The 22,744-nt window shown below is 52.4% G+C and carries 21 protein-coding genes; 13 read left to right on the top strand and 8 right to left on the bottom strand.

Going from position 1 to position 22,744, the window contains the following annotated elements; genetic code table 11:
- Nucleotides 1–59: 59 nt before the first annotated feature.
- Nucleotides 60–308: a glutaredoxin 3 gene (gene grxC / locus AC2A1E_RS14805; protein WP_484384387.1), complete on the bottom strand. Its 249-nt coding sequence runs from the start codon at nucleotides 306–308 to the stop codon at nucleotides 60–62.
- Between the two features lie 37 nt (nucleotides 309–345).
- Nucleotides 346–780 (bottom strand): rhodanese-like domain-containing protein, encoded by a 435-nt coding sequence (locus tag AC2A1E_RS14800; RefSeq protein WP_459400569.1) that lies wholly within the window; start codon nucleotides 778–780, stop codon nucleotides 346–348.
- Between the two features lie 295 nt (nucleotides 781–1,075).
- Here AC2A1E_RS14800 and gpmM point away from each other — a divergent pair, with 295 nt between their 5' ends.
- Genes gpmM through AC2A1E_RS14785 form a run of 3 tightly spaced genes read left to right on the top strand, consistent with a single transcriptional unit; the run spans nucleotide 1,076 to nucleotide 4,916 of the window.
- Nucleotides 1,076–2,620: a 2,3-bisphosphoglycerate-independent phosphoglycerate mutase gene (gene gpmM / locus AC2A1E_RS14795; protein ID WP_484384386.1), complete on the top strand. Its 1,545-nt coding sequence runs from the start codon at nucleotides 1,076–1,078 to the stop codon at nucleotides 2,618–2,620.
- 9 nt (nucleotides 2,621–2,629) lie between these two features.
- Nucleotides 2,630–3,964 carry a murein hydrolase activator EnvC gene (envC, locus tag AC2A1E_RS14790; protein ID WP_484384385.1) on the top strand — a complete coding sequence of 445 codons (1,335 nt, stop codon included), beginning with the start codon at nucleotides 2,630–2,632 and terminating at the stop codon, nucleotides 3,962–3,964.
- 1 nt (nucleotide 3,965) lies between these two features.
- Complete coding sequence (locus AC2A1E_RS14785) at nucleotides 3,966–4,916, top strand: divergent polysaccharide deacetylase family protein (protein ID WP_484384384.1); 951 nt, start codon at nucleotides 3,966–3,968, stop codon at nucleotides 4,914–4,916.
- Between the two features lie 259 nt (nucleotides 4,917–5,175).
- Here the strand turns inward: AC2A1E_RS14785 and tdh are convergent, their stop codons facing one another.
- Together tdh and kbl are read right to left on the bottom strand one after the other, a co-directional pair.
- Nucleotides 5,176–6,201: an L-threonine 3-dehydrogenase gene (gene tdh / locus AC2A1E_RS14780; protein WP_459400573.1), complete on the bottom strand. Its 1,026-nt coding sequence runs from the start codon at nucleotides 6,199–6,201 to the stop codon at nucleotides 5,176–5,178.
- A complete protein-coding gene (gene kbl, locus AC2A1E_RS14775; protein WP_484384383.1) occupies nucleotides 6,198–7,394 on the bottom strand; it encodes a glycine C-acetyltransferase in 1,197 nt (398 codons plus the stop codon). Before kbl ends, tdh begins: the two co-directional genes overlap by 4 nt.
- A gap of 240 nt (nucleotides 7,395–7,634) precedes the next feature.
- On the opposite strand from kbl, the gene rfaD reads away from it, so the two are divergent.
- Genes rfaD through AC2A1E_RS14750 form a run of 5 tightly spaced genes read left to right on the top strand, consistent with a single transcriptional unit; the run spans nucleotide 7,635 to nucleotide 12,752 of the window.
- Nucleotides 7,635–8,567: an ADP-glyceromanno-heptose 6-epimerase gene (gene rfaD / locus AC2A1E_RS14770; protein ID WP_484384382.1), complete on the top strand. Its 933-nt coding sequence runs from the start codon at nucleotides 7,635–7,637 to the stop codon at nucleotides 8,565–8,567.
- Between the two features lie 22 nt (nucleotides 8,568–8,589).
- On the top strand, nucleotides 8,590–9,636 hold the full coding sequence (gene rfaF, locus AC2A1E_RS14765) for an ADP-heptose--LPS heptosyltransferase RfaF (protein ID WP_484384381.1): 1,047 nt from the start codon (nucleotides 8,590–8,592) through the stop codon (nucleotides 9,634–9,636).
- A gap of 2 nt (nucleotides 9,637–9,638) precedes the next feature.
- Entirely contained in the window at nucleotides 9,639–10,622 is a 984-nt protein-coding gene (rfaC, locus tag AC2A1E_RS14760) for a lipopolysaccharide heptosyltransferase RfaC (protein WP_484384380.1), read from the top strand.
- A gap of 1 nt (nucleotide 10,623) precedes the next feature.
- Nucleotides 10,624–11,547, top strand: a complete 924-nt coding sequence (locus tag AC2A1E_RS14755) for a glycosyltransferase family 2 protein (protein ID WP_484384379.1) — start codon at nucleotides 10,624–10,626, stop codon at nucleotides 11,545–11,547.
- Nucleotides 11,535–12,752, top strand: a complete 1,218-nt coding sequence (locus AC2A1E_RS14750; RefSeq protein WP_484384378.1) for an O-antigen ligase family protein — start codon at nucleotides 11,535–11,537, stop codon at nucleotides 12,750–12,752. The genes AC2A1E_RS14755 and AC2A1E_RS14750 overlap by 13 nt, the downstream gene beginning before the upstream one ends.
- Nucleotides 12,753–12,789: 37 nt before the next feature.
- On the opposite strand, the gene AC2A1E_RS14745 is transcribed toward AC2A1E_RS14750, so the two are convergent.
- Genes AC2A1E_RS14745 through AC2A1E_RS14735 form a run of 3 tightly spaced genes read right to left on the bottom strand, consistent with a single transcriptional unit; the run spans nucleotide 12,790 to nucleotide 15,966 of the window.
- Complete coding sequence (locus AC2A1E_RS14745; protein ID WP_484384377.1) at nucleotides 12,790–13,872, bottom strand: glycosyltransferase; 1,083 nt, start codon at nucleotides 13,870–13,872, stop codon at nucleotides 12,790–12,792.
- Between the two features lie 23 nt (nucleotides 13,873–13,895).
- Nucleotides 13,896–14,999 carry a glycosyltransferase family 9 protein gene (locus tag AC2A1E_RS14740; protein ID WP_484384376.1) on the bottom strand — a complete coding sequence of 368 codons (1,104 nt, stop codon included), beginning with the start codon at nucleotides 14,997–14,999 and terminating at the stop codon, nucleotides 13,896–13,898.
- Between the two features lies 1 nt (nucleotide 15,000).
- Nucleotides 15,001–15,966 (bottom strand): polysaccharide deacetylase family protein, encoded by a 966-nt coding sequence (locus AC2A1E_RS14735; RefSeq protein ID WP_484384375.1) that lies wholly within the window; start codon nucleotides 15,964–15,966, stop codon nucleotides 15,001–15,003.
- 210 nt (nucleotides 15,967–16,176) lie between these two features.
- Between AC2A1E_RS14735 and rfaQ the strand changes: the two genes are divergently transcribed.
- The 3 genes from rfaQ to AC2A1E_RS14720 are packed head-to-tail and all read left to right on the top strand — an operon-like array spanning nucleotide 16,177 to nucleotide 19,483.
- Nucleotides 16,177–17,259, top strand: a complete 1,083-nt coding sequence (gene rfaQ / locus AC2A1E_RS14730) for a putative lipopolysaccharide heptosyltransferase III (protein WP_484384374.1) — start codon at nucleotides 16,177–16,179, stop codon at nucleotides 17,257–17,259.
- Nucleotides 17,256–18,383, top strand: a complete 1,128-nt coding sequence (locus tag AC2A1E_RS14725) for a glycosyltransferase family 4 protein (protein WP_484384373.1) — start codon at nucleotides 17,256–17,258, stop codon at nucleotides 18,381–18,383. The genes rfaQ and AC2A1E_RS14725 overlap by 4 nt, the downstream gene beginning before the upstream one ends.
- Nucleotides 18,384–18,385: 2 nt before the next feature.
- Nucleotides 18,386–19,483, top strand: coding sequence for a glycosyltransferase (locus AC2A1E_RS14720; RefSeq protein ID WP_484384372.1), 1,098 nt, complete (start codon nucleotides 18,386–18,388; stop codon nucleotides 19,481–19,483).
- Nucleotides 19,484–19,516: 33 nt separating this feature from the next.
- On the opposite strand, the gene AC2A1E_RS14715 is transcribed toward AC2A1E_RS14720, so the two are convergent.
- A complete protein-coding gene (locus tag AC2A1E_RS14715) occupies nucleotides 19,517–20,530 on the bottom strand; it encodes a glycosyltransferase family 9 protein (RefSeq protein ID WP_484384371.1) in 1,014 nt (337 codons plus the stop codon).
- Between the two features lie 123 nt (nucleotides 20,531–20,653).
- Between AC2A1E_RS14715 and waaA the strand changes: the two genes are divergently transcribed.
- Together waaA and AC2A1E_RS14705 are read left to right on the top strand one after the other, a co-directional pair.
- Nucleotides 20,654–21,931, top strand: a complete 1,278-nt coding sequence (gene waaA, locus AC2A1E_RS14710) for a lipid IV(A) 3-deoxy-D-manno-octulosonic acid transferase (RefSeq protein WP_484384370.1) — start codon at nucleotides 20,654–20,656, stop codon at nucleotides 21,929–21,931.
- Nucleotides 21,932–22,702, top strand: a complete 771-nt coding sequence (locus tag AC2A1E_RS14705; protein ID WP_484384369.1) for a glycosyltransferase family 2 protein — start codon at nucleotides 21,932–21,934, stop codon at nucleotides 22,700–22,702.
- Nucleotides 22,703–22,744 lie beyond the last annotated feature (42 nt).

Here is a 22,744-nt window from a genome sequence, read left to right as displayed (position 1 = left end):
CTCAGTAACCGGTATACCCTGGTGGCTTGAGACTGCAAGCTGTGGGTATAACTACCCGCTTAAAGCAGCGGATCAAGGCCACCACGAGCATCGAGTGCATGTAAATCATCGCAGCCACCCACGTGCTGACCGCTGATGAAAATCTGAGGCACGGTGGTTCGCCCACTGCGCGCAATCATCTCTTCGCGCTTCACGTTATTGCCATCGATAGCAATCTCGTTGAACGCAGCGCCCTTACTGTTCAGCAACGCTTTGGCGCGATGGCAGAACGGACAGGTTGCCTTGGTGTAAATATCAATGCTAGCCATGGAAAAAACCACCTTAAACTACAACTACGTAAATAAATTACTTGCCGCGTGCCAATGGCAGGTTTTCACCGCTCCAGCCCGCAATCCCGTCTTTCAGGGTGTAAACGCTGACAAAACCGGCTTTATCCAGGTTTTCTGCTGGCTCGCGTGATGTGGTGCCATTAGCGCAAGCCACAATGATCGGCTGGGCTTTATGTTTTTCCAACTCACCGAGGCTGCCGCTTTTGATCTCACTTGCCGTCAGATTGATGGCATTGGCAATGTGACCTTTACGGAAATCATCCCGGCTGCGGGTATCTACCACCACAGCATCTTCTTTATTGATCAGGCGAATAGCTTCGCCGCGGGTGATCTCTTTCACTTTAGAGAAACGACCCTTGATGGTCATAACGATCACCGCAGCCAGCAGCGCCACCCAAGCCAAACTCAGTATGGGATGCCTGCTAACAAATTGCATAATTTCTTGCAGCATGGGGTGTAACAACTCCCGTCAGTTAGGGGAAAATAAGTCAAGGTTTCAGAGTATACCTGCCGAATGCGGCAAATACAGCCAATAAGCAAGCGTGAATGCAGAAACTGCGGTCTGCGCCGAAAAATTACCGCAATGGCACAAGGAAAGTCGCCATTGTTCAACGCAACTTTGATCTTTCTAGGCTCTTTTTTCCCGGCTTTGTTGTAAAATCATTCGGTTCTGGAGGGTGAATAGCCATCATTCCAACGGGTTGATGGCTATTCACAACTTAAGCGATCATAACGAGGTTATAGCAATGTCGAGTACGAAAAAGCCCATGGTTCTGGTGATCCTGGACGGTTATGGCCACCGGGAAGAACAGCAGGACAACGCGATCCTGAATGCCAAAACGCCGGTCATGGATCGTCTGTGGCAGCAACAGCCGCACACCCTGATTGCCGCCTCCGGCATGGATGTTGGTCTGCCTGATGGCCAGATGGGCAACTCGGAAGTGGGCCACGTCAACCTGGGTGCTGGACGCATCGTTTATCAGGATCTGACCCGCCTGGACAAAGAAATCAAAGACGGTGACTTCTTCACCAATGCCACCCTGACCGCTGCGGTAGACAACGCGGTGAAAGCGGGCAAAGCAGTCCACATCATGGGTCTGATGTCCCCTGGCGGCGTGCACAGCCACGAAGACCACATTCTGGCGATGATCAAACTCGCCGCACAGCGTGGTGCTAAAGCCGTTTACCTGCATGCGTTCCTGGATGGGCGTGATACCCCGCCGCGCAGTGCTGAAAACACACTGAAACGTTTCAGTGATGAGTTCGCCAAACTGGGTGCCGGGCGCATTGCCTCCGTGATTGGTCGTTACTACGCCATGGACCGTGATAACCGTTGGGATCGCGTGCAACTGGCTTACGATCTGATGACTCAGGCCAAAGGCGAATACACCGCCGATAACGCCGTTGCCGCGCTGCAAGCCGCCTATGCACGCGATGAAAACGATGAATTCGTGAAACCAACCGTGATTCAGGCCGCAGGTGAAGCCACTGCACAGATGAATGACGGCGATGCGCTGATCTTCATGAACTTCCGTGCCGACCGCGCGCGCCAGATCACCCGCGCCTTTGTCAATGCCGATTTCGACGGTTTCCCACGGGCTAAAGTGGTGAAATTCGGTGATTTCGTGATGCTGACCGAATACGCCGCCGACATCCAGACCGCCTGTGCCTACCCACCGGCTTCGCTGGCGAACACCTTCGGCGAGTGGCTGATGAAGCACGACAAAACCCAGCTGCGCATTTCAGAAACCGAGAAATACGCTCACGTCACCTTCTTCTACAACGGCGGTGTTGAAGAGCCGTTCAAAGGCGAAGAACGCGTGCTGATCAACTCACCAAAAGTGGCAACTTACGATCTGCAACCGGAAATGAGTTCCGCAGAGCTGACCGAAAAGTTACTGACCGCTATCCACAGCGGCAAGTACGACGCCATCATCTGTAACTATCCGAACGGCGATATGGTGGGCCATACCGGCGTTTATGATGCGGCAGTCAAAGCGGTAGAAACGCTGGACCACTGCATTGCGCAGGTGGTTGATGCAGTGAAAGCCGTTGATGGCCAATTGCTGATCACCGCAGACCACGGTAACGCCGAGCAGATGCGCGATCCGGCTACCGGCCAGGCGCATACCGCGCACACCAGCCTGCCAGTGCCGCTGATTTATGTCGGCAAACCGGCCAAGGCGGTTGAAGGTGGTAAGCTTTCCGATATCGCACCGACCATGCTGGCGCTGATGGGCATGGAAATCCCGCAAGAGATGACTGGTAAGCCGCTGTTCATCGTGGAATAATCCTTCTCCATGAGGGAGAAGGCGAATTTTGCACTACCAAGGGTCATCCGAAGTGCACGCTCAGGCAGCCAATTACTGCCTGAATGCTCTGCGCTACGCAAGTTGACCTCCGTCTGCGCCAGCGTACTTTTCGCTGGCGCATTGCTATTGCCGTTAACCAGCCATGCGGCAGAAGACAACAAATCCCAGCTCAAAGACCTGCAACAAAGCATCGCCGAAAAAGAAAAGGCGGTGAAGCAACAACAGCAACAGCGCAGTTCATTGCAAGAACAACTCAAACTGCAAGAAAAAACCATCGCGCAAGCCAGCCGTTCGCTGCGAGATACGCAAGGCACGCTCAGCGAACTGGGCAAAGATATTTCTGGCCTGAATGCCTCGATCGCCAAACTGCAAAAACAGCAATCTACCCAGCAGGAAATGCTTGCCAAACAGCTTGATGCCGCGTTCCGGCAGGGGCAACACAGCGCGTTGCAGCTGATCCTCAGCGGTGAAGAGAGCCAGCGCAGTGAACGTATTCTGGCCTATTTCAGCTATCTGAATGTGGCGCGCCAGCAATCCATTGAACAACTGCAACAAACCCGCACACAGCTGGCCGAGCAGAAAGGCACGCTGGTGGTCAAACAGGGCCAACAGAAATCGTTACTCGGCGAGCAGCAAACCCAGCAACAGAAGCTGGAACAGGCGCGCAGCGCACGCAAGAAAACCCTGACTTCACTGGAAGCCTCGCTGGAAAAAGATCAGCAGCGGCTGGTGGAACTGCGCCAGAACGAAACCCGCCTGCGTGATCAGATCGCCCGCGCCGAGCGTGAGGCACGGGCTCGCGCAGAACGCGAAGCGCGTGAAGCCGCCAAAGTGCGTGAACAGGTTAAAGCCAAAGAACAGCAGGCGAAGAAAACCGGTACGCGTTATCAGCCTAGCGAAGGCGAACGTTCACTAATGGCGCGCACCGGCGGTTTAGGTCGCCCTGAAGGGCAGGCCGTTTGGCCAGTGCGTGGCCGCACCGAACATCGCTTTGGCGAACAACTGCAAGGTGAATTACGCTGGAAAGGGATGGTGATCTCGGCTGCCGAAGGCAGCGAAGTGAAAGCCATCGCCGATGGCCGTGTTCTGCTGGCCGACTGGCTGCAAGGCTATGGTCTGGTGGTGGTGATCGAGCACGGTAAAGGCGATATGAGCCTGTATGGCTACAACCAGAGCGCACTGGTCAACGTCGGTGCGCAGGTGCGTGCAGGCCAGCCTATCGCGCTGGTAGGCACCAGCGGTGGTCAGGGAACGCCATCGCTCTATTTTGAAATCCGTCGCCAGGGTCAGGCCGTTAACCCACTGCCATGGTTGGGAAGATAGATTGCACTATAGCAAATTGCGTACCGCTATCCTGATGGGTTCTCTGCTGCTGGCCTGTGCCGCACAAGCCGGGAAGCTGTCCATCGTGATTGACGATGTCGGCTATCGCCCACATGAAGAGAACGCTGTGATGCAAATGCCCACGGCTGTCTCAGTCGCCGTGTTGCCCAACGCGCCCCACGCCCGGATGATGGCGACTAAAGCTCACAGCCAGGGGCGTGAAGTGTTGATCCATATGCCAATGGCGCCGCTCAGCAAGCAAGCGCTGGAACCCAATACGCTGCAACCTTCGATGAGCAGTGAAGAAATTCAGCGCCTCATCCGTAATGCGGTCAATAACGTGCCCTATGCCGTGGGGATGAACAACCATATGGGTAGCGCGATGACCTCCAGCCTGCCGGGTATGCAGAAGGTGATGCAGGCGCTTGAGGGTTATCAGCTCTATTTTCTCGACAGCATGACCATCGGCAACAGCCAGGCAATGCGCGCTGCGGCCGGTACCCATGTCAAAGTGATCAAACGCAAAGTGTTTCTTGACGATACCGCCAACCCGGACGATATCCGCCGTCAGTTCAACCGTGCGGTTGAGTTGGCACGCCGCAGCGGTTCTGCCATTGCCATCGGCCACCCGCGTCCGGCCACGGTGAAAGTACTGCAACAGATGCTGGCCACGTTGCCGAGCGATATCGTGCTGGTAAAACCCAGTGCCCTGCTGAATGAACCACAGCAAAGCGGAGGCAGCTATGTTCCACCGCCGAAACCGCACACCGTACAGCCGAAGAATCCGTTTACCGGTGCCATCAAGCAGTGCAAGGTTAAACTGCCAAAAGAGAAAGTGGATGCCAGCAGAGTGCTGATGGTGATCGGGGAGAGCGTGGCGCAGTCACCGGTGGTGCTGTTGCTCAAACATCGTTGGCAGTATTGGTTGGGTTCAGAGCAATCCAAGCCGTAAGATTAATAGGCGAAGCACCAGTTCCGCCTGAGATTGATGACAAAGTCGCTTTCTAGCCCGAGATACCCGGGTCTAGCGCACCGAGGGGCTATGATGGGACACATCCTTGTGTCCCACCCTACGGGCCGACTTAACGTCGTTCAAATTTGCTCCCGGCAAATTTGTCGGCGGCTTACGCCGTTACGACCCCTTCGGCACGCTCCCCCTAATAACCGGCTTTGTCTGCCGTCTAGACGGAGCACCAGCTCCGCCAATTACATCAATCCCAGCTCAACACTACTTTCCCAGATTGACCCGAACGCATGGCGTCAAAGCCCTGCTGGAAATCATCAATAGGAAAACGGTGAGTGATCATCGGTGTCAGATCCAGACCAGATTGGATCAGTGCCGCCATCTTGTACCAGGTTTCGAACATTTCACGGCCATAAATCCCTTTGATAAATAGCCCCTTGAAGATCACCTGATTCCAGTCGATGGACATATCCGACGGCGGGATCCCCAGCATCGCAATGCGGCCACCGTGGTTCATGGCATTGAGCAGCGTGCGGAAGGCCGGTGGCGCACCAGACATCTCCAGGCCCACGTCGAACCCTTCGGTCATGCCCAACTCTGCCATGACATCATTCAGGTTTTCTTTGCTGACGTTAACCGCCCGCGTCACGCCCATTTTACGCGCCAGCTCCAGACGATACTCATTCACATCGGTGATCACCACATGGCGCGCGCCCACGTGTTTGCACACCGCAGCCGCCATAATGCCGATCGGGCCTGCGCCGGAAACCAACACGTCTTCACCCACCAGATCGAAAGACAGCGCGGTATGCACCGCATTACCAAACGGATCGAAGATCGAGGCCAGTTCGTCGGAAATATTGTCCGGTATTTTGAACGCGTTGAAAGCCGGGATCACCAGATACTCAGCGAACGCCCCTGGGCGGTTAACCCCCACGCCAATGGTGTTGCGGCACAGATGCGTGCGGCCAGCGCGACAGTTGCGGCAGTGCCCGCAGGTGATATGCCCTTCGCCGGACACGCGATCGCCGATGCTGAAACCTTTGACTTCCTGACCGATCGCCACCACTTCACCGACGTATTCGTGGCCAACCACCATCGGTACCGGAATGGTTTTCTGCGACCAGTCGTCCCAGTTGTAGATATGCATATCGGTGCCGCAAATGGCGGTTTTACGGATTTTGATCATCACATCGTTGTGGCCCAGTTCAGGCTCAGGCACATCGGTCAGCCAGATACCTTCTTCCGCTTTCAGCTTTGCTAATGCTTTCATGCAATGACTCCAAGTTCTTTACCGATACGGATGAACGCAGCAACAGCACGCTCAATCTGCTCCGGTGAGTGGTCGGCAGACATCTGGGTGCGAATACGTGCCTGGCCTTTCGGTACCACCGGATAGAAGAAGCCCGTCACATAAATGCCTTCCTTAAGCAAAGCATTGGCGAAATCCTGTGCCAATTTCGCCTCACCCAGCATCACCGGGATGATGGCGTGATCGGCACCGGCAAGCGTAAAACCTGCCGCGGTCATTTTTTCACGGAACAGGCGCGCGTTGGCCCACAGGCGATCGCGCAGCGCGTCGCCGTCTTCAAGCAGTTCCAACACTTTGATTGACGCAGCAACGATCGCCGGTGCCAGTGAGTTAGAGAACAGATACGGGCGTGAACGCTGGCGCAACCACTCCACCACCTCTTTCTTCGCGGCGGTATAGCCACCGGAAGCACCGCCGAGCGCCTTACCCAGCGTGCCGGTAATAATATCGACGCGGCCCATCACTTCGCAGTATTCATGCGTTCCACGCCCGTGTGCACCGACAAAACCCACCGCGTGAGAGTCGTCGACCATCACCAGCGCATTGTATTCATCGGCCAGATCGCACACGCCTTGCAGGTTGGCGATCACGCCGTCCATTGAGAACACCCCGTCGGTGGCGATCATAATGTGGCGAGCGCCATCGGCCTTAGCCTGCTTGAGCTGTTCGGCCAGCCCCTGCATATCGTTGTTGGCATAGCGATAACGCTTGGCTTTGCACAAGCGCACACCATCGATGATCGAGGCGTGGTTCAGCGCATCAGAGATGATGGCGTCTTCTGGGCCGAGCAGGGTTTCAAACAGGCCGCCGTTAGCGTCATAGCAGGAGGAGTACAGAATGGCATCTTCCATACCCAGAAAATCGGCCAGTTTCTGTTCAAGCTGTTTATGGCTGTCCTGCGTGCCGCAGATAAAGCGCACCGATGCCATACCAAAACCGTGGCTGTCCATGCCCGCCTTCGCGGCCGCAATCAGTGCCGGATGATTCGCCAGCCCCAGATAGTTGTTGGCGCAGAAATTGATCACATGACGGCCATCAGCGATGGCGATATCGGCCTGTTGTGCAGAGGTGATAATACGCTCTTCTTTGAACAGCCCTTCGGCACGGGTGGTCGCAAGCTGTTGCTCCAGCTGCTGGTAAAAGGACGTGGACATTCGGTAATCTCCAGAATAGGGACGTTTTCAACATATTTTACTGATTTACTGGCAAACTGACGACAATGCGCGGTAGAGAATATGAAAAGTGCAGCAGATATCACGGCAAACTAGGATATGTACTCATCGAACGGGACATTAAGAACCGTTACGCTGTTCCCGCTGGCATGAAATGCTATTATAGGCAGCATATCGGGTGGAGCATTGTGCGTCACCGGCAAGAATACAGGGGTAAACCCAATGATTATCGTCACTGGCGGCGCTGGCATGATCGGCAGCAATATCATAAAGGCACTGAATGACACTGGGTATCGCGATATCCTGGTGGTGGATAACCTGAAAGACGGTACCAAATTCGTCAATCTGGTGGACTTGGATATTGCCGATTATGTGGATAAAGAAGATTTCATCGCCAGCATCATGGCCGGTGACGATCTCGGCGACATCGACGCCATTTTCCACGAAGGTGCCTGTTCGTCTACCACCGAGTGGGATGGCAAGTACATGATGGATAATAACTATCAGTACTCCAAAGACATCCTGCACTTTTGCCTGGATCGCCAAATCCCGTTCCTGTATGCCTCTTCCGCCGCCACCTACGGCGGGCGCACCGATAACTTTATCGAAGAGCGCCAGTACGAGCAGCCACTGAACGTTTACGGTTACTCCAAATTCCTGTTCGACCAATATGTGCGTGAAATCCTGCCAGAGGCGGATTCGCAGGTGTGCGGATTCCGTTACTTCAACGTTTATGGCCCGCGCGAAGGCCATAAAGGCAGCATGGCCAGCGTGGCGTTCCATCTGAACAACCAGATTAACCGTGGCGAGAACCCAAAACTGTTCTCTGGCAGCGAAAACTTCAAGCGTGACTTCATCTACGTGGGTGATGTTGCAGCGGTTAACCTGTGGTTCTGGCAGAATGGCGTGTCCGGCATCTTCAACTGTGGCACCGGCCGGGCAGAAACCTTCCAGGCGGTGGCCGATGCGGTGGTGGAATACCATCAGTCAGGCGCAGTGGAATACATTGAATTCCCTGAAAAGCTGAAAGGCCGCTATCAGGCTTATACCCAGGCCGATCAGACCAAACTGCGCGCTGCCGGTTACAACGCGCCGTTCAAAACGGTCGCTGAAGGCGTCAAAGAATATATGGCCTGGTTGAATCGCACCGCTTAAGCGGAAGGAACCTGCAAAGGGTATGAAAATTCTGGTTATCGGCCCTTCGTGGGTTGGCGATATGATGATGTCGCAAAGTCTCTACCGCACCCTGAAGGCCGAATATCCGTCAGCGGAAATCGATGTGATGGCACCCGCGTGGTGCCGCCCATTGCTGGCGCGCATGCCGGAAGTCAATCAGGCGCTGGCGATGCCGCTGGGCCACGGTGCACTGGGGCTGGGCGAGCGCCACCGTTTGGGGCACAGCCTGCGCGCCAACGGTTATGATCGCGCCTACGTGTTGCCCAATTCATTCAAATCCGCCCTGGTGCCGTTCTTCGCCAACGTGCCGCAGCGCACCGGTTGGCGGGGTGAAATGCGCTACGGCCTGCTCAATGATATCCGCGTGCTGGATAAAGCCGCCTTCCCGCTGATGGTGCAACGCTATGTCGCGCTAGCTTACGACAAACAGCGGATACAGCTAGCCGCAGACTTGCCGCAGCCGTTGCTGTGGCCACAACTGCAGGTGAGCGACGAAGAGATTGCCGAAACCACTTCCGCCTTTAACCTCACCGATCACCGGCCGATTATCGGCTTTTGCCCAGGGGCGGAATTTGGCCCGGCGAAACGCTGGCCGCATTATCACTACGCCACACTGGCACAGAGACTGATCGACCAAGGCTATCAGATCACTCTGTTTGGTTCGGCTAAAGATCACGACGCCGGGGAACAGATCCGCGCCGCGCTGGCCGAAGAATCGCGTGATTTCTGCCGCAATCTGGCCGGTGAAACCCAGTTGGAACAGGCGGTGATTCTGCTGGCTTCCTGCCAGGCGGTGGTCAGTAATGACTCAGGATTGATGCACGTTGCCGCAGCATTGAATAAACCATTGATAGCCTTGTATGGCCCAAGCAGCCCGGATTTCACGCCGCCGCTGTCCAACAAGGCAAAAGTCATCCGCCTGATTAGCGGCTATCATAAAGTCCGTAAAGGTGATGCCGATCAGGGCTATCACCAGAGCCTGATCGATATTCAACCACAGCAGGTGTTGGACGCGCTGACGCCGTTACTTGCCGCCAGCGAGGAATAAACATGCAGGTTCTGATCGTCAAAACCTCATCCATGGGGGATGTGCTCCATACGCTGCCCGCCTTGACCGATGCGATGCATGCCATCCCCGGCATCCGTTTCGATTGGGTAGTGGAAGAAGGGTTCGGCCAGATCCCCAGTTGGCATCCGGCGGTGGACCGCGTTATTCCGGTGGCCATTCGCCGCTGGCGCAAAAACTGGTTCGGCCCCGAAACCCGCCAGCAGCGCTGCGATTTCAAGCGCCTGGTTCGGGAACGCAGTTATGATATCGTGATCGACGCTCAGGGTTTGATGAAAAGCGCCGCGCTGGTAACCCGCATCGCGCGCGGCAGCAAGCACGGCCCAGACTGCAAAAGCGCCCGCGAGCCTTTTGCCAGTTGGTTCTATAATCATCGCCATGAGATTGATAAACAGCAGCATGCGGTGGAACGCCTGCGTGAGCTGTTCGCCAAAAGCCTGGGCTATGAAAAACCGCAGAGCGCAGGTGATTACGCCATTGCCGCCCGTTTTCTCAGCCAACCACCAGCGGATACCGGGCAATATCTGGTTTTCCTGCACGCCACCACGCGTGATGAAAAACACTGGCCGGAAGCACACTGGCGCGAACTGATTGAGTTGGTTGCCGCGATCGGGCTGAAGATAAAATTGCCATGGGGAGCAGCGCATGAACATCAGCGCGCCCTGCGGCTGGCGGAAGGGTTTGCACATGTTGAAGTGCTGCCGAAACTCAGCTTACAGCAGGTAGCGGAAGTACTGGCCGGTGCAAAAGGCGTGGTGTCGGTGGATACCGGGCTCAGCCATCTGACCGCCGCGCTGGATCGCCCGAATATCACGCTGTTTGGCCCGACCGATCCGGGATTGATTGGGGGGTATGGGCGGAATCAGTGCGCCTGCCGCCCTGATATGGGGAATAGTATGGAGGATATCAGCGCACAACAGGTCATGGGGCTGTTAGCACCCATTCTGACCAACGAGGATGCACGTTAATATGCCCACGCAAAACATTTTGCTCAGCATCATTATTGCCGCCCACAACAGCAGCCACTACCTGCGTGCAACACTGCAAAGCCTGCTTGACGCACTGGGCGAAAGCATTACAAGGTGCGAAATCATCTTGGTTAATGATGCTTCCACTGATGACACAGGGGCATTGCTTGACGAGTTCGCCCAGGCAGTTCCTCAAGCACGTTATTTCAGCGTAGAATTCAAAAATATCGGCAAGGTGCGTAATTTTGCTATTGCAAATAGCCATGGTGAATACGTCACTATGCTCGACAGTGATGACCTGCTAAAAAGCAATTCTCTGAATGAAATAAGCATTTTTCTCGACAACAAAAAACCTGATCTATTGTTGACAAAACTGCATGAGGTACGCGAGCTTTCCCAGGCAGATAAGATCTGGAACGGTTTACAAACAGAGTGTTTGACCCAGGATGATGCGATAACACGTTTTCTGCTCCATAAGGATTTTCAGGCACATTTAATCGGGCAATTTATCAAGCGTACTCTGCTGCTGGCCAATCCTATTCCAAGCTTTACCTGTTACGAAGATTTCTATGTGTTCCCACAAATTCTCACACAATCCAGAAATATTGTATTCTCACGCGAGAGCCATTATTTATATATAAAGCGGAGCTTCAGCCTATCGAATTCACCGTCAGCAGAAAAGATACATAATCTGTTTTTATGCACGGAAAAAATGGATACGCTTTTTGGTCAAAAATTTCATGACTTAGTCCTGTGCCACTGGCTGGATATCGAATTAAAACAGAAAAAGTGGATCACACAAAGCGTACAATTGAATACACTCAATAAGAAAATACGTGAAACTCGTTGCCTTGGTTTTTTTATCAATCCAACGATAAGATTCAGCTATAAGAAGAAAGCGGTAAAATTATTATGGAAAAAATAGGGCAAAGATTATATTTCATCAGTTTTATACTGGCCGTTTTATCCGTTGTTTTTACTTTGATTATTACTGCCCGTCAACGGGAGCTTTTCTATTTCTCTTTCTACGTTGCTATGTTTGGCCTTTTCGTCGAAAGAAAAAATATCCGCTTACCAAAGATGGATATATCCTACGCCATCATCATGATAGGGCTGGTGAAAATTATCTGGACGCTGGTGTCTTACCGCCATATGCAGGGTTATGGTTTCGGAGTGACTCAGCTAGATGCCGGTAAAAAACTGGTAGTGGGTGGAGTATTGATTTTTTATATCACCCACTTCTCGCACTATTTAGCTACATTCAATTATCGTCGGTACTTGCTTGCAGCCTTTGTTTTGGCTTTTGTGCTAGCGACAGGTTACGCTATCTATCAGGTTTATCACGGTATTGAACGTGTTGAACTCAGCACTAACCGCGCAACCATAGCGGCATATATTTACTCAACGCTGTCTATTTTGCTTATCTATCTGCTGATCAAGTTAAAACACAGTACAGGCTACCGTATTACAACAGCGGCGATCATTATTATTTCATTCCTGATCGTGGTTATGACGGGAACCCGCGCCGCAATACTCTCGCATCTGTTGCTTATTCTGCTGATGATGCTGTTCCATTTCCGAAAAATCCATCTTAAGCCGCTGCTGATCGTCATGGCATTGGTCGGGCTGGCAGGCGTGGCCTCCTACGGTAAATATATTAAACCCAAGATCGAACAGACCAGCACCGAAATTATGCAGTATCAGAAAGGTGACGATTTCTCATCACTTGGTTCCCGTTTCTCATTATGGCATGTCGGGTTAGAAATCTTCTCGCAGCATCCTTTCGGCAATACCGTTGAAGCACGCCATACACAAGCAGCTGAGATCATCGCTAACGATCCAAAAAACCAGACGGCACTGATCTATATCGACTCACATCTGCATGACGAACTGATCGAGGCCGCCTCCCTGCAGGGTATTGTTGGCTTACTGACAGTACTGTTTTTCTATGGGTATATTATCACGCGGTCGTTGATACAAAAAAATACCCCGTTGCTGATGATTGGTTGCTGCATGATTGTTTATGGCTTAACCGACGTCTTGCTAATTAGTGCAGAATCATTATTGTTCTATATGATATGTATCGCGCTATTTGCAAGAAAAAACCCGCTGGCAATAAACCAAGAATAATTTCACCCGGCCAGGGATCCTGAGCCGGGTTAATATATTATTTGCCGTGATAATTCAGCATGATACTGTCCAGAGCTTGTTTGAAATTCAAGTAGTAGCTGGCGTCATAAAACTTGGCAATCGACTGTTTGATCTGCGCTTGGTCAATTATGATTTCCCCATCAACCAATGCCTGCAAAATCTCTGTCAACTTTGTCAGTTGATTTACAGCATACAAACGGCCGTTGGTGCCATCAATAACGTCTGCAGGGCCCGTTGGGCAATCTGAACTCACGCAATATACGCCATGAGCCATGGCTTCCAGCAAGGTCATTGGTAGCCCTTCAAATGCAGAGGTGAGTACCAATGCCTTCAGATCGCCAATATTCGCTTTAACATAGGGCCAAGGTTGTGCTTGCCAGCCATGCCATAGAATTCGATCAGAAAGCCCCAACTGTTCAGCATGTTGCTGGCATTGAGTTAAATCATCACCACTTCCCACAACATGTAGCCGCCAGTCCCCTCGCAGGGCGACCAACGAGTCCAGCAAGTCTTTCAGACGCTTTTGCCCTTCGAAAATCACACGCCCAATATAAATGAAATTGGCAGGTGAATGGCTAACCGGAATAGTGTCCTCGGTTTTTTCTACCGGATTAAAAACGGTATAAATATCCCTTTCTTTTACACCTAGTTCCTGTACCTGCTGATTAATACCGTGGCTGATCACCAAGTGAGCGTCGGCCTTCAAGATATACGTGTATTTGTATAGGTCGTACAATGAGAAATGCAGCCAGGAAGCAATAGGGTATCGGCCCAGACACAGTTTTCTGGCGACGTTAGCGATATAACAGGAAAGAGTGTCCAAAGCGATCACCAAGTCCGGCTTACGCCTACGCAAGAAACCGGATAAGGCAAAGGCGAAACGCAACCGCCTTAGCTTAGTGTTATGCACGGTTGAGGAAATCATCTGGGCGCTTAACCCTGCATACCACTGCTCATCTACCTCTCCCTTTTCGTTGAAAAAGATAAAATCAACCTTGGCACCAGGATTATTTGCCACAATCAGTTCAACCAGCCTTTTGCATACGGTTTCCATACCACCGTAACCCCCCAAGGCATATCCTGTAATAACAATGTTCATTTCACTCCTTCACTGAATTAGAGCTAATTTGCTGCGGAAGTCATGTGCATTTTTTCTAATATTCCATACACCTGTTCTACAGAGATAATCGATAATGGCTGTTCAGGATGGGTGCTCAACGCATTATGGTGGCTGCTGGAAAGATCGATCACATGATGTAACTCTCTATTCTGATAAGGACCGGTAAATTTGGGGCTGGCAGTCACAAACAGGCTGATGGTCGGCACTTTCAATGCCACAGCTAAATGCAGCGGGCCAGTATCACCGGTTAATAGCACGTCTAGAGAATCGATCACGCCAATTAATTGTGGTAACGAAGTCTTGCCTACATAATTGCTCACCCGCTGCTGTTGGTCGCTGTCCAGATCAGCCAGCAGAGAAGCAACCAGATCGTGATCGGCGCGAGAACCAATGATCACGATATCGCACTTGTCACCATGAAAATCTATCATTCTCTTAGCCAATTCAGTAAAGTAACCCACTGGCCAGCAGCGCTCGCGGGTTGAGGCACCCATGTTGAATCCTATCCGTATCCGCCCGGCGGGCTTTACTAACTTCTCAAATGGGCAGGGGATTTCCATCTCAATCTTGGAGGAATCCCCTCCTAGAAACTGCATCAAATCCAGCTTACGTTGGATCAGATGACCCCTGAAGTTCAGTGAACAACTTATCACCCAAGAATCGAACTCTTTAGGTAACGTCAAATAATTATCTCTAAGGATATATTGGCAGCCTGCCAAAGCCGCACTGAGAATATCGTAAGGAAGATGGCCATGCAGAATGACGGCCAGTTCCGGTTTGCGTTTTCGGATTTTACACACGGCCGGTATCATATCCCGGAATCTATTATTCCAGAAAATAACCTCATCAAAGCACTGGTAATCTTTCACCATCCCATAATTAACCATACCCGCTACCAGTGTAATATGGGCGTCTGGATATCGTCGGCGTAAAGCCCGCATAGTTGGGGTATTAAACATAAAGTCCCCCAGAGCAGTCGTAGAATACACAACGATACGTTTGAATGGATAGTCAGCGCTCAACGATTCTTTCGGTTTTATATTGCCAAACAGCAAATTGTAAACAGATAAAAACCAATGAGTATACTTCATCTTTCTGATTTTCATGTTATGAACCAGTTTTCATCTGCTTTTGATAATATTCAGCCAACGTCATTCCTACCGTGCGTTGCTGCAACCAGGCAAAAAGCTGCTCCAGATCGCGATACAAAGCTTCAATATCCTGCTCGGTTTTAAACGTCGGGCTGCCACCGGGCATAAACTCGGAAGAGTGCAGCATAAACTCAACGTAATCATTGCCTTCTGCCAACGAACGCTGCACAACCTGCTTCATCTGCTCCAAATTGCCCCCCGCTGGGCGTAGCCAATGCACCGACGGCGAACGTTTTTTTCCCCGCAGGCGATCATAGCCCTGTTTTACCGCATTCATCAGCGCCGAGTGTTTATACTGGATGCTCATCGGCACCTCCAACAGCGCCGAATTACCCGGTTTGGCAATATCTTGCGGGTCGATAAAATAAGCCTGCGACGGGAAGTGACGATAGTCGGTGCCGCCCTTACCCTGCGGGTTACCCGGCGAATACTGCCAGTTGACGCGCGGCGTCACGGAACAATCCACCTGGTAGCCATACTCCAGCAATAGTGAGGCATAAAACTCATTAAACGCCCAACGCCCGGCACGGTGGCTGAGCATTTTGGTCTGGAAAGCATCCTCCAGCAGTTTGGTCATATGATCGACCTTGGCACGGATCTGCTCGGCAGGATATTCAATCAAATAGGGTTTATAACGCCAGTCATCATCGGTGAGCGGCGTCAGCGGCGGACTGTTCCAGGCGTGCAGATGCATCCCCACCTCACCGGTTCCGCGCGCAATCACATCGCGGGCAAATTCGACGTATTCTGCATCCATCGCCATTTCATAATTGGTGAGATAAACCGGCTTGAAGGCATATTTTTCACACAGCGCCTGAAAGCGCGGCAGAAAACGCGTGTTCTCGGTCGAAATGCGATCGTGGTTTTGCCACAGATTATCGCCTTCGGTATCAATGGTGATAAGAAACGCCGGTTTGGTCATAAATATCGAGCCTGATCTCAACGGAATACATCATGTTACGCAGCCTGTTTAGCGAGGGCAAACAACTTTACTGCCTTGTTTGGACAACGTTATGCCACGTTTATCTCCAAAACCGATTATTTTTTCGTTACTGGCAAGAAAATTGAGCAACAGTAGCCACATGCAATCGGGTCATTTAGAATCAGTGATTGGTTTCTCTGAAAGCGACTCATGATGAACGATGCACCAGCCTTAGCTTTTGCCACGCCAATACAGCGTATTTTGATCGTTAAACTCCGCCATCATGGCGATATGCTGCTCACCACACCGGTCATCAATACTCTGCGGCAAAACTACCCTGATGCACAGATTGACGTCCTGCTATACCAAGAAACGCAGGATATGCTGGTCAGCAACCCGGCGCTGTCGCAGATCTTCGTTATCGATCGCCAATGGAAAAAACAGGGAACCAAGGCGCATCTCGGCCACGAACTCAAGCTGATTCGCCAGTTAAAAGCACAGCGTTACGATCTGGTGGTCAATCTCGCCGATCAATGGCGCAGCGCACTGCTCGCCAAACTGACCGGTGCGCGCATCCGCTTGGGTTTTGACTTCCCTAAACGCCGCGGCTTTTTATGGCGCCATTGCCACACACATCTGGTTTCAGTGGCCGATCATGCCCATCTGCATACCGTTGAGCAAAACCTTTCACTGCTGCAACCGCTCGGTTTACCCACCGTCAGCCAGCAGGTGACCATGAGTTATAACCCGCAGGACTGGCAAACCAGCCTTCAGCTTCTACAACAAAAGGGCATCACCGGCAGTTATATTGTGGTACAACCCACTTCGCGCTGGTTTTTCAAATGCTGGAGTGAAGAAAAGATGGCTGCTACCATCAGCGCACTACAGGCCGATGGACACCAGTTGGTGATCACTTCAGGGCCAGACGCTAAAGAGCAGCAAATGGTGGCTCGGATTCTAGAGCAATGCCCACCGCATGGCGTGGTTTCTCTGGCCGGGCAGTTGACCCTGCGCCAACTCGCGGCGCTGATCGATCACGCAACATTATTCCTCGGTGTGGATTCCGTACCGATGCATATGGCCGCTGCGCTGCAAACCCCTTGTATTGCGCTGTTTGGGCCATCCAAACTGGTATTCTGGCGCCCCTGGCAGGCGATTGGCCACGTTATTTGGGCCGGAGACTACGGTACGCTACCCGACCCTGATGCCATCAATACCGGTACCGATGAGCGTTATCTCGACCTTATTCCTACAGACGCGGTGATTGCAGCCGCGCGGAGCACGCTTGCATGAAAGCATTTCGTTTGGCGATTGTCCGCCAAAAATACCGCCCGGATGGCGGGGCAGAGCGTTTCGTTTCCCGTGCCCTGGAGGCGCTGGAGCAACAAGATCTGGATCTGAACGTCATTACCCGCGAATGGCAGGGTGACGTTAATCCAAATTGGCACATCCACCTGTGTAACCCGATGAAGTTCGGGCGCATCAGCCGCGAACGCGGTTTTGCCGAAGCGGCCAGAGCATTATGGCAGAAAGAAAATTTCGATTTAGTGCAAAGCCATGAGCGCATTCCCGGCTGTGATATCTACCGCGCCGGTGATGGTGTCCACCGCCGCTGGCTGCTGCAACGCGCACGCCTGCTGCCCGAGTGGCGGCGCAAATGGTTGTTCTCCAACCGTTATCATCGCTATGTGATGTGTGCCGAACGCGCCATGTATGCTGCACCCGAGCTGAAAGCGGTGATTTGTAACGCAGAGATGATCAAGCAAGAGATCATTGCCGATTTCGGCGTGCCAGCCGATAAAGTCACGGTGATCTATAACGCTATCGACAATCAGGCGTTTTTACCGGCCAGCGAACAACAGCGGCAACAATTGCGCATGCAATACCACATTCCCCAGCAGGCACATTGTCTGATCTTTGTCGGCTCGGGCTTTGAACGCAAAGGGCTGGCGGCAGCCATCCGCGCGATCGCCCCGACCGAGAGTTACTTACTGGTTGTTGGCAAAGACAAAGCAGAGAAGCGTTACCGCGCGCTGGCGCAATCGCTGGGCTGTAGCGATCGGGTGCGCTTTATGGGCGTGCAGAAACAGACGTTGCCGTTCTATCAGGCTGCGGATGCTTTGCTGTTGCCTACGCTGTACGACCCCTTCCCCAACGTGATTCTGGAAGCAATGTCATGCGGATTACCAGTGATCACCAGCACCACCTGTGGTGGCGCTGAATTTATCACACCGGGGAAAAACGGTTTTGTCACCGACGCGCTGGATGTCAGTGCCCTCACCGACGCCATCCACGCCTTGCCACAGCAGGCGCTGGGTTCAAGCATGGGAGAAGCTGCCAGGTTACGCATCATGCCTGCCACGCTAGCCCATCTCTCGCAGCAACTGATCGATCTTTATAACCGACTGTTGGACTGATTATGCGTATCCTGATGATTATCGACGGTTTACCCGGTGGCGGCGCAGAGAAAGTAGTACTGACACTGAGCCAGGGCATGCAGCAAATGGGACATGACGTCAGCCTGATTTCACTGCGTGACGTATGTCATTACCCGATCCCTGACGGCATCGATTATCAGGTGGTGGCGGATAACTGCCGCAAACCCTGGCGGAAACTGACAGAGCTTACGCGTCGTGCCAACATGCTGGACCAGGCGATCGCCGCCAACGAGCAGCAGAACGGCCGTTACGATCTGGTGTTCTCAAACCTGCATAAAACCGATCGTATCGTCAGCCATAGCAAAGTGCTTTCTTCCGAACGGCTGTGGTTCTGTATTCACGGTATTCTATCGACGTCCTACCTGGGTCACCGTACCGGTCTCGATCGTTGGCTAAAGCGGCGCAAAGTTGCCCGTGTTTATCAGGGGCAAAATATCGTTGCCGTTTCGCAGGCAGTGGGGAATGACCTGCGGCAAAACCTGTCAATTCAGCCCAAGCAGTTGGCCGTGATTAACAACCCGTTTGATATTGACGCGATCGCACAACAGGCGGCAGAACCCTGCGAACTGGCGGGCCAAGATTATCTAATCCACGTAGGCCGTTTTCATCCGCATAAACGTCACGATCGCCTGCTGAAAGCCTATGCGCTTTCCGGCATCCAAGCTCCGTTGGCTTTGGTTGGGACGGGCGATGAACAGCATATTAATGCCATCAGGAAATTGGCCACTGAATTGAATATTGCCGAGCGTGTGCTATTTCTCGGCTTTCAGGCTAACCCTTATCCCTTGATCAAACACGCAACGATGCTGGTACTCAGCTCAGATAGCGAGGGCTTCGGTAACGTACTGGTTGAAGCATTGCTGTGCGATACCCCGGTGGTGAGTACTCGCTGCCCTGGCGGGCCTGAGGAAATTCTGGAAAATGCGGGAATGAGTCATGCCCTGGCGGAATTAAATGAAAAATCACTGGCGGAGAAAATGGCAGAAATTTATGCTCGGCCACCAGAAATTAATCGCCAGCAGTTGTTAAGCTACGGCCTACAACCTATTTGCCAACAGTATTTGGCATTAAAGAAATAACTAAAATGGCAGGGCATTCTCTGCCATCAGAGATTATTTCATTGCTTCAATACTACGCCACACGTCTTCGACAGGAATATCACTACAATCACCCGATTCCGCCTGTAATATTCGGTACTTTCCTGACCATGGATGCCACTCTTCCTGGCTAGTTTCACCAAAAAACACCACTTGGTTTTTATTCAACGCCGCAGCCAAATGCATCTGACCACCATCGCTGCATAACACCAGATCGCAGAGATCGAACGCGGCTAACAGCTCACGTAACGAGGCCGTGGGATAGAGTGCAACACGCCCATTCTGGCACTGCTCCAACAGTTGTTCAGCGCGCCTCTGATCGCCGATATCATCTGGGGCCAAGGTTCCCTGCGGCGACCAAAAAATCAGCACCGAGGTTTGCGGATCAGCGGTCAAACGGCGGATGATCTCGGCATAACGCTCCAAAGGCCATGTGCTCTTTTCTCTTCGGTTACTGAAATGCACCGCACAGATATGCAAACTCTCCGGCAGCAGGGCCTTTAAACGTTGGGCAGCGGCCTGACGTTCATCCTCACTGAGATAAACACGCACGGGTGGAATCGGGATGGTTTTATCGGTGATGGCAGAAAGATAACTGAAGGCATATTCAACCTGATGCTTGCCATGAAAATCTTCCTTACGAAAAGCATGGGTGATTTCAGGTCTACCTAAATCAGCGCCAATAATGTGTTTCACTCCAGCCATCTTTGCCAGCCGCAGACTATATTTACAAGGGACAGGGTTAGCCAGGATCGCCGCATCAAACTTTATTTTTCGCAGATGCAAAAATACCATTAAGCGCTCAAAATAGATGCCCAGCGTAGTTTCATTCTTTGCCTTGTGTTTTGCTTTTTTATAAACAAACACTTTTTCGATATTTGGGTTATTTTTCACCACATCTTGGCAAGCTTTGTTGATCAACAAATAAATTTTGGCTTCTGGATAAGCAATTTTCACCGCTTCAATCAATGGTGTGGTACAAACGAGATCGCCAATGTTGTCGCGGCGAATAATTAAAATATTCTTCATTCCAAGCCTTTCGGCGAAACTCTCGCCTGTTGTTCCAGCCTTAGCCCCAGGTTACCAAATTAGCGCCTTTCCCTTGCGGTTATGATACTATTCTGGATAACCCATATAAATGAAATTGATAGAATGCTGCTCCGTTTATATCAGGTACTACTCTACCTTATCCAACCCCTGATCTGGCTTCGCTTACTGTTGCGCAGCCGCAAAGCACCAGCCTACCGTAAACGCTGGGCAGAACGCTATGGCTTCTGCGCCGGTAAAGTGGTGCCGGGCGGTATTATGCTGCATTCCGTTTCTGTCGGCGAAACGCTGGCCGCTATTCCGCTCGTGCGCGCACTACGCCACCGCTACCCTTATTTACCGATTACTGTGACCACAATGACGCCGACGGGTTCCGAGCGTGTGCAATCTGCGTTCGGTAACGACGTGCATCATGTTTATCTGCCTTATGATCTGCCCGGTTCTATGCGCCGTTTTCTCGATCAGGTGAATCCGAAGCTGGTGATCATTATGGAAACCGAACTCTGGCCAAATCTGATTAATACGCTGCATCAACGCCAAATTCCGCTGGTGATTGCCAATGCCCGTCTTTCTGTCCGTTCAGCCGCTGGTTATAAGAAAATCAGCGGATTCATTCGCGATATCCTGCGCCGCATTACGCTGATCGCGGCGCAGAATGAAGAAGACGGGGAACGCTTTATCGAACTGGGCCTGAAACGTTCACAGCTCACCGTGACTGGCAGCCTGAAATTCGATATTTCCGTTACGCCAGAATTGGCGGTACGCGCGGTAACGCTGCGCCGCCAATGGGCGCCGCGCCGCCCGGTGTGGATCGCCACCAGTACCCACGAAGGTGAAGAGGCCATTCTGCTGGAAGCGCATCGCCAACTGCTGGAAAAGCACCCTGATCTGCTGCTGATTCTGGTGCCACGCCATCCGGAGCGCTTCCTCACCGCCAAAGAACTGACACAGAAATCAGGCTTCAGCTACACCACCCGCAGCAGTGGCGAAATCCCTTCCAGCAGTACGCAGGTGGTGATTGGCGATACCATGGGTGAACTGATGTTGCTGTACGGTATTGCCGATCTGGCTTTTGTCGGCGGCAGCCTGGTGGCGCGCGGAGGACATAACCCGCTGGAAGCCGCGGCGCATGCTATCCCGGTGCTGATGGGCCCGCATATCTTCAACTTCAAGGATATCTGTGCCAAGCTCTCGCAGGCTGGCGGGCTGATTGCCGTCACCGATGTGGATTCTCTGGTGAAGGAAGTAACAACGCTGCTGACGGACGAAGACTATCGCCGTTACCACGGCCGCCATGCGGTTGAAGTGCTGTATCAGAATCAGGGAGCGCTGCAGCGTCTGTTGCAATTGCTGGAGCCTTACTTGCCGCCGCGGAGCCACTAGATGAGCGATCGTAAAAGCCTGTCGGTGGTGATGATCGCTAAAGACGAAGCCGAACTGCTGCCGGAATGCCTGCAATCGGTGGCCTGGGCGGATGAAATCATCATGCTTGATTCCGGCAGCCAAGATGGTTCCGTCGCTCTGGCCGAAAGCCTGGGCGCCAAAGTCTTTAGCCATACCGATTGGCAGGGCTTCGGCAAACAGCGGCAAAAAGCGCAAAGCTATGCCACAAAAGATTACGTTCTGATGATCGATGCCGATGAACGCGTGACGCCGGAGTTACGCCAATCAATCGAACAGGCGCTGGCAGCCGCAGACGACAGCGTGGTTTATAGTCTTGGCCGCCGCAACCTGTTTCTGGGCCGCTTTATGCGCCACAGCGGCTGGTATCCGGACCGGGTCAACCGTCTTTATGCTAATCAGCATTACCGTTACAACGACGATCTGGTGCATGAATCCCTCAATACCAACGGCGCAAAAGTGATGCCGCTAAAGGGCGATCTGCTGCATCTGACCTGCCGCGATTTTTTTGCTTTCCAGCGCAAGCAGCTACATTACGCCGAACAATGGGCCATTCAACGCCATCAGGCCGGTAAACGCTGCGGTTTTCTGTCTATTTTCACTCACACGATGGGCGCTTTCTGCAAAACCTGGCTGCTACGCGCCGGTTTCCTTGATGGCAAACAGGGCTTGCTGTTAGCCGTGGTCAACGCGCAATATACCTTCAATAAATATGCCGCATTGTGGGCATTGGATCGTAACACAACCCAATAGCCTTCGAGATGTGGGTAGGCGGCAACTGAGTGAATCTCCAGG

The sequence above is a fragment of the Serratia sp. HNCC26DJ206 genome (assembly GCF_057180605.1).
The sequence above is the reverse complement of the archived record's forward strand: the minus strand, read 5'-3'. Positions and strand labels throughout refer to the sequence as shown.

Bases quoted from the DNA above. Each gene is read 5' to 3' on its own strand.
- grxC (WP_484384387.1), bottom strand. From the start codon at position 308: ATGGCTAGCATTGATATTTACACCAAGGCAACCTGTCCGTTCTGCCAT.
- AC2A1E_RS14800 (WP_459400569.1), bottom strand. From the start codon at position 780: ATGCTGCAAGAAATTATGCAATTTGTTAGCAGGCATCCCATACTGAGT.
- gpmM (WP_484384386.1), top strand. From the start codon at position 1,076: ATGTCGAGTACGAAAAAGCCCATGGTTCTGGTGATCCTGGACGGTTAT.
- envC (WP_484384385.1), top strand. From the start codon at position 2,630: ATGAGGGAGAAGGCGAATTTTGCACTACCAAGGGTCATCCGAAGTGCA.
- tdh (WP_459400573.1), bottom strand. From the start codon at position 6,201: ATGAAAGCATTAGCAAAGCTGAAAGCGGAAGAAGGTATCTGGCTGACC.
- kbl (WP_484384383.1), bottom strand. From the start codon at position 7,394: ATGTCCACGTCCTTTTACCAGCAGCTGGAGCAACAGCTTGCGACCACC.
- rfaD (WP_484384382.1), top strand. From the start codon at position 7,635: ATGATTATCGTCACTGGCGGCGCTGGCATGATCGGCAGCAATATCATA.
- rfaF (WP_484384381.1), top strand. From the start codon at position 8,590: ATGAAAATTCTGGTTATCGGCCCTTCGTGGGTTGGCGATATGATGATG.
- rfaC (WP_484384380.1), top strand. From the start codon at position 9,639: ATGCAGGTTCTGATCGTCAAAACCTCATCCATGGGGGATGTGCTCCAT.
- AC2A1E_RS14755 (WP_484384379.1), top strand. From the start codon at position 10,624: ATGCCCACGCAAAACATTTTGCTCAGCATCATTATTGCCGCCCACAAC.
- AC2A1E_RS14750 (WP_484384378.1), top strand. From the start codon at position 11,535: ATGGAAAAAATAGGGCAAAGATTATATTTCATCAGTTTTATACTGGCC.
- AC2A1E_RS14745 (WP_484384377.1), bottom strand. From the start codon at position 13,872: ATGAACATTGTTATTACAGGATATGCCTTGGGGGGTTACGGTGGTATG.
- AC2A1E_RS14740 (WP_484384376.1), bottom strand. From the start codon at position 14,999: ATGAAAATCAGAAAGATGAAGTATACTCATTGGTTTTTATCTGTTTAC.
- AC2A1E_RS14735 (WP_484384375.1), bottom strand. From the start codon at position 15,966: ATGACCAAACCGGCGTTTCTTATCACCATTGATACCGAAGGCGATAAT.
- rfaQ (WP_484384374.1), top strand. From the start codon at position 16,177: ATGATGAACGATGCACCAGCCTTAGCTTTTGCCACGCCAATACAGCGT.
- AC2A1E_RS14725 (WP_484384373.1), top strand. From the start codon at position 17,256: ATGAAAGCATTTCGTTTGGCGATTGTCCGCCAAAAATACCGCCCGGAT.
- AC2A1E_RS14720 (WP_484384372.1), top strand. From the start codon at position 18,386: ATGCGTATCCTGATGATTATCGACGGTTTACCCGGTGGCGGCGCAGAG.
- AC2A1E_RS14715 (WP_484384371.1), bottom strand. From the start codon at position 20,530: ATGAAGAATATTTTAATTATTCGCCGCGACAACATTGGCGATCTCGTT.
- waaA (WP_484384370.1), top strand. From the start codon at position 20,654: ATGCTGCTCCGTTTATATCAGGTACTACTCTACCTTATCCAACCCCTG.
- AC2A1E_RS14705 (WP_484384369.1), top strand. From the start codon at position 21,932: ATGAGCGATCGTAAAAGCCTGTCGGTGGTGATGATCGCTAAAGACGAA.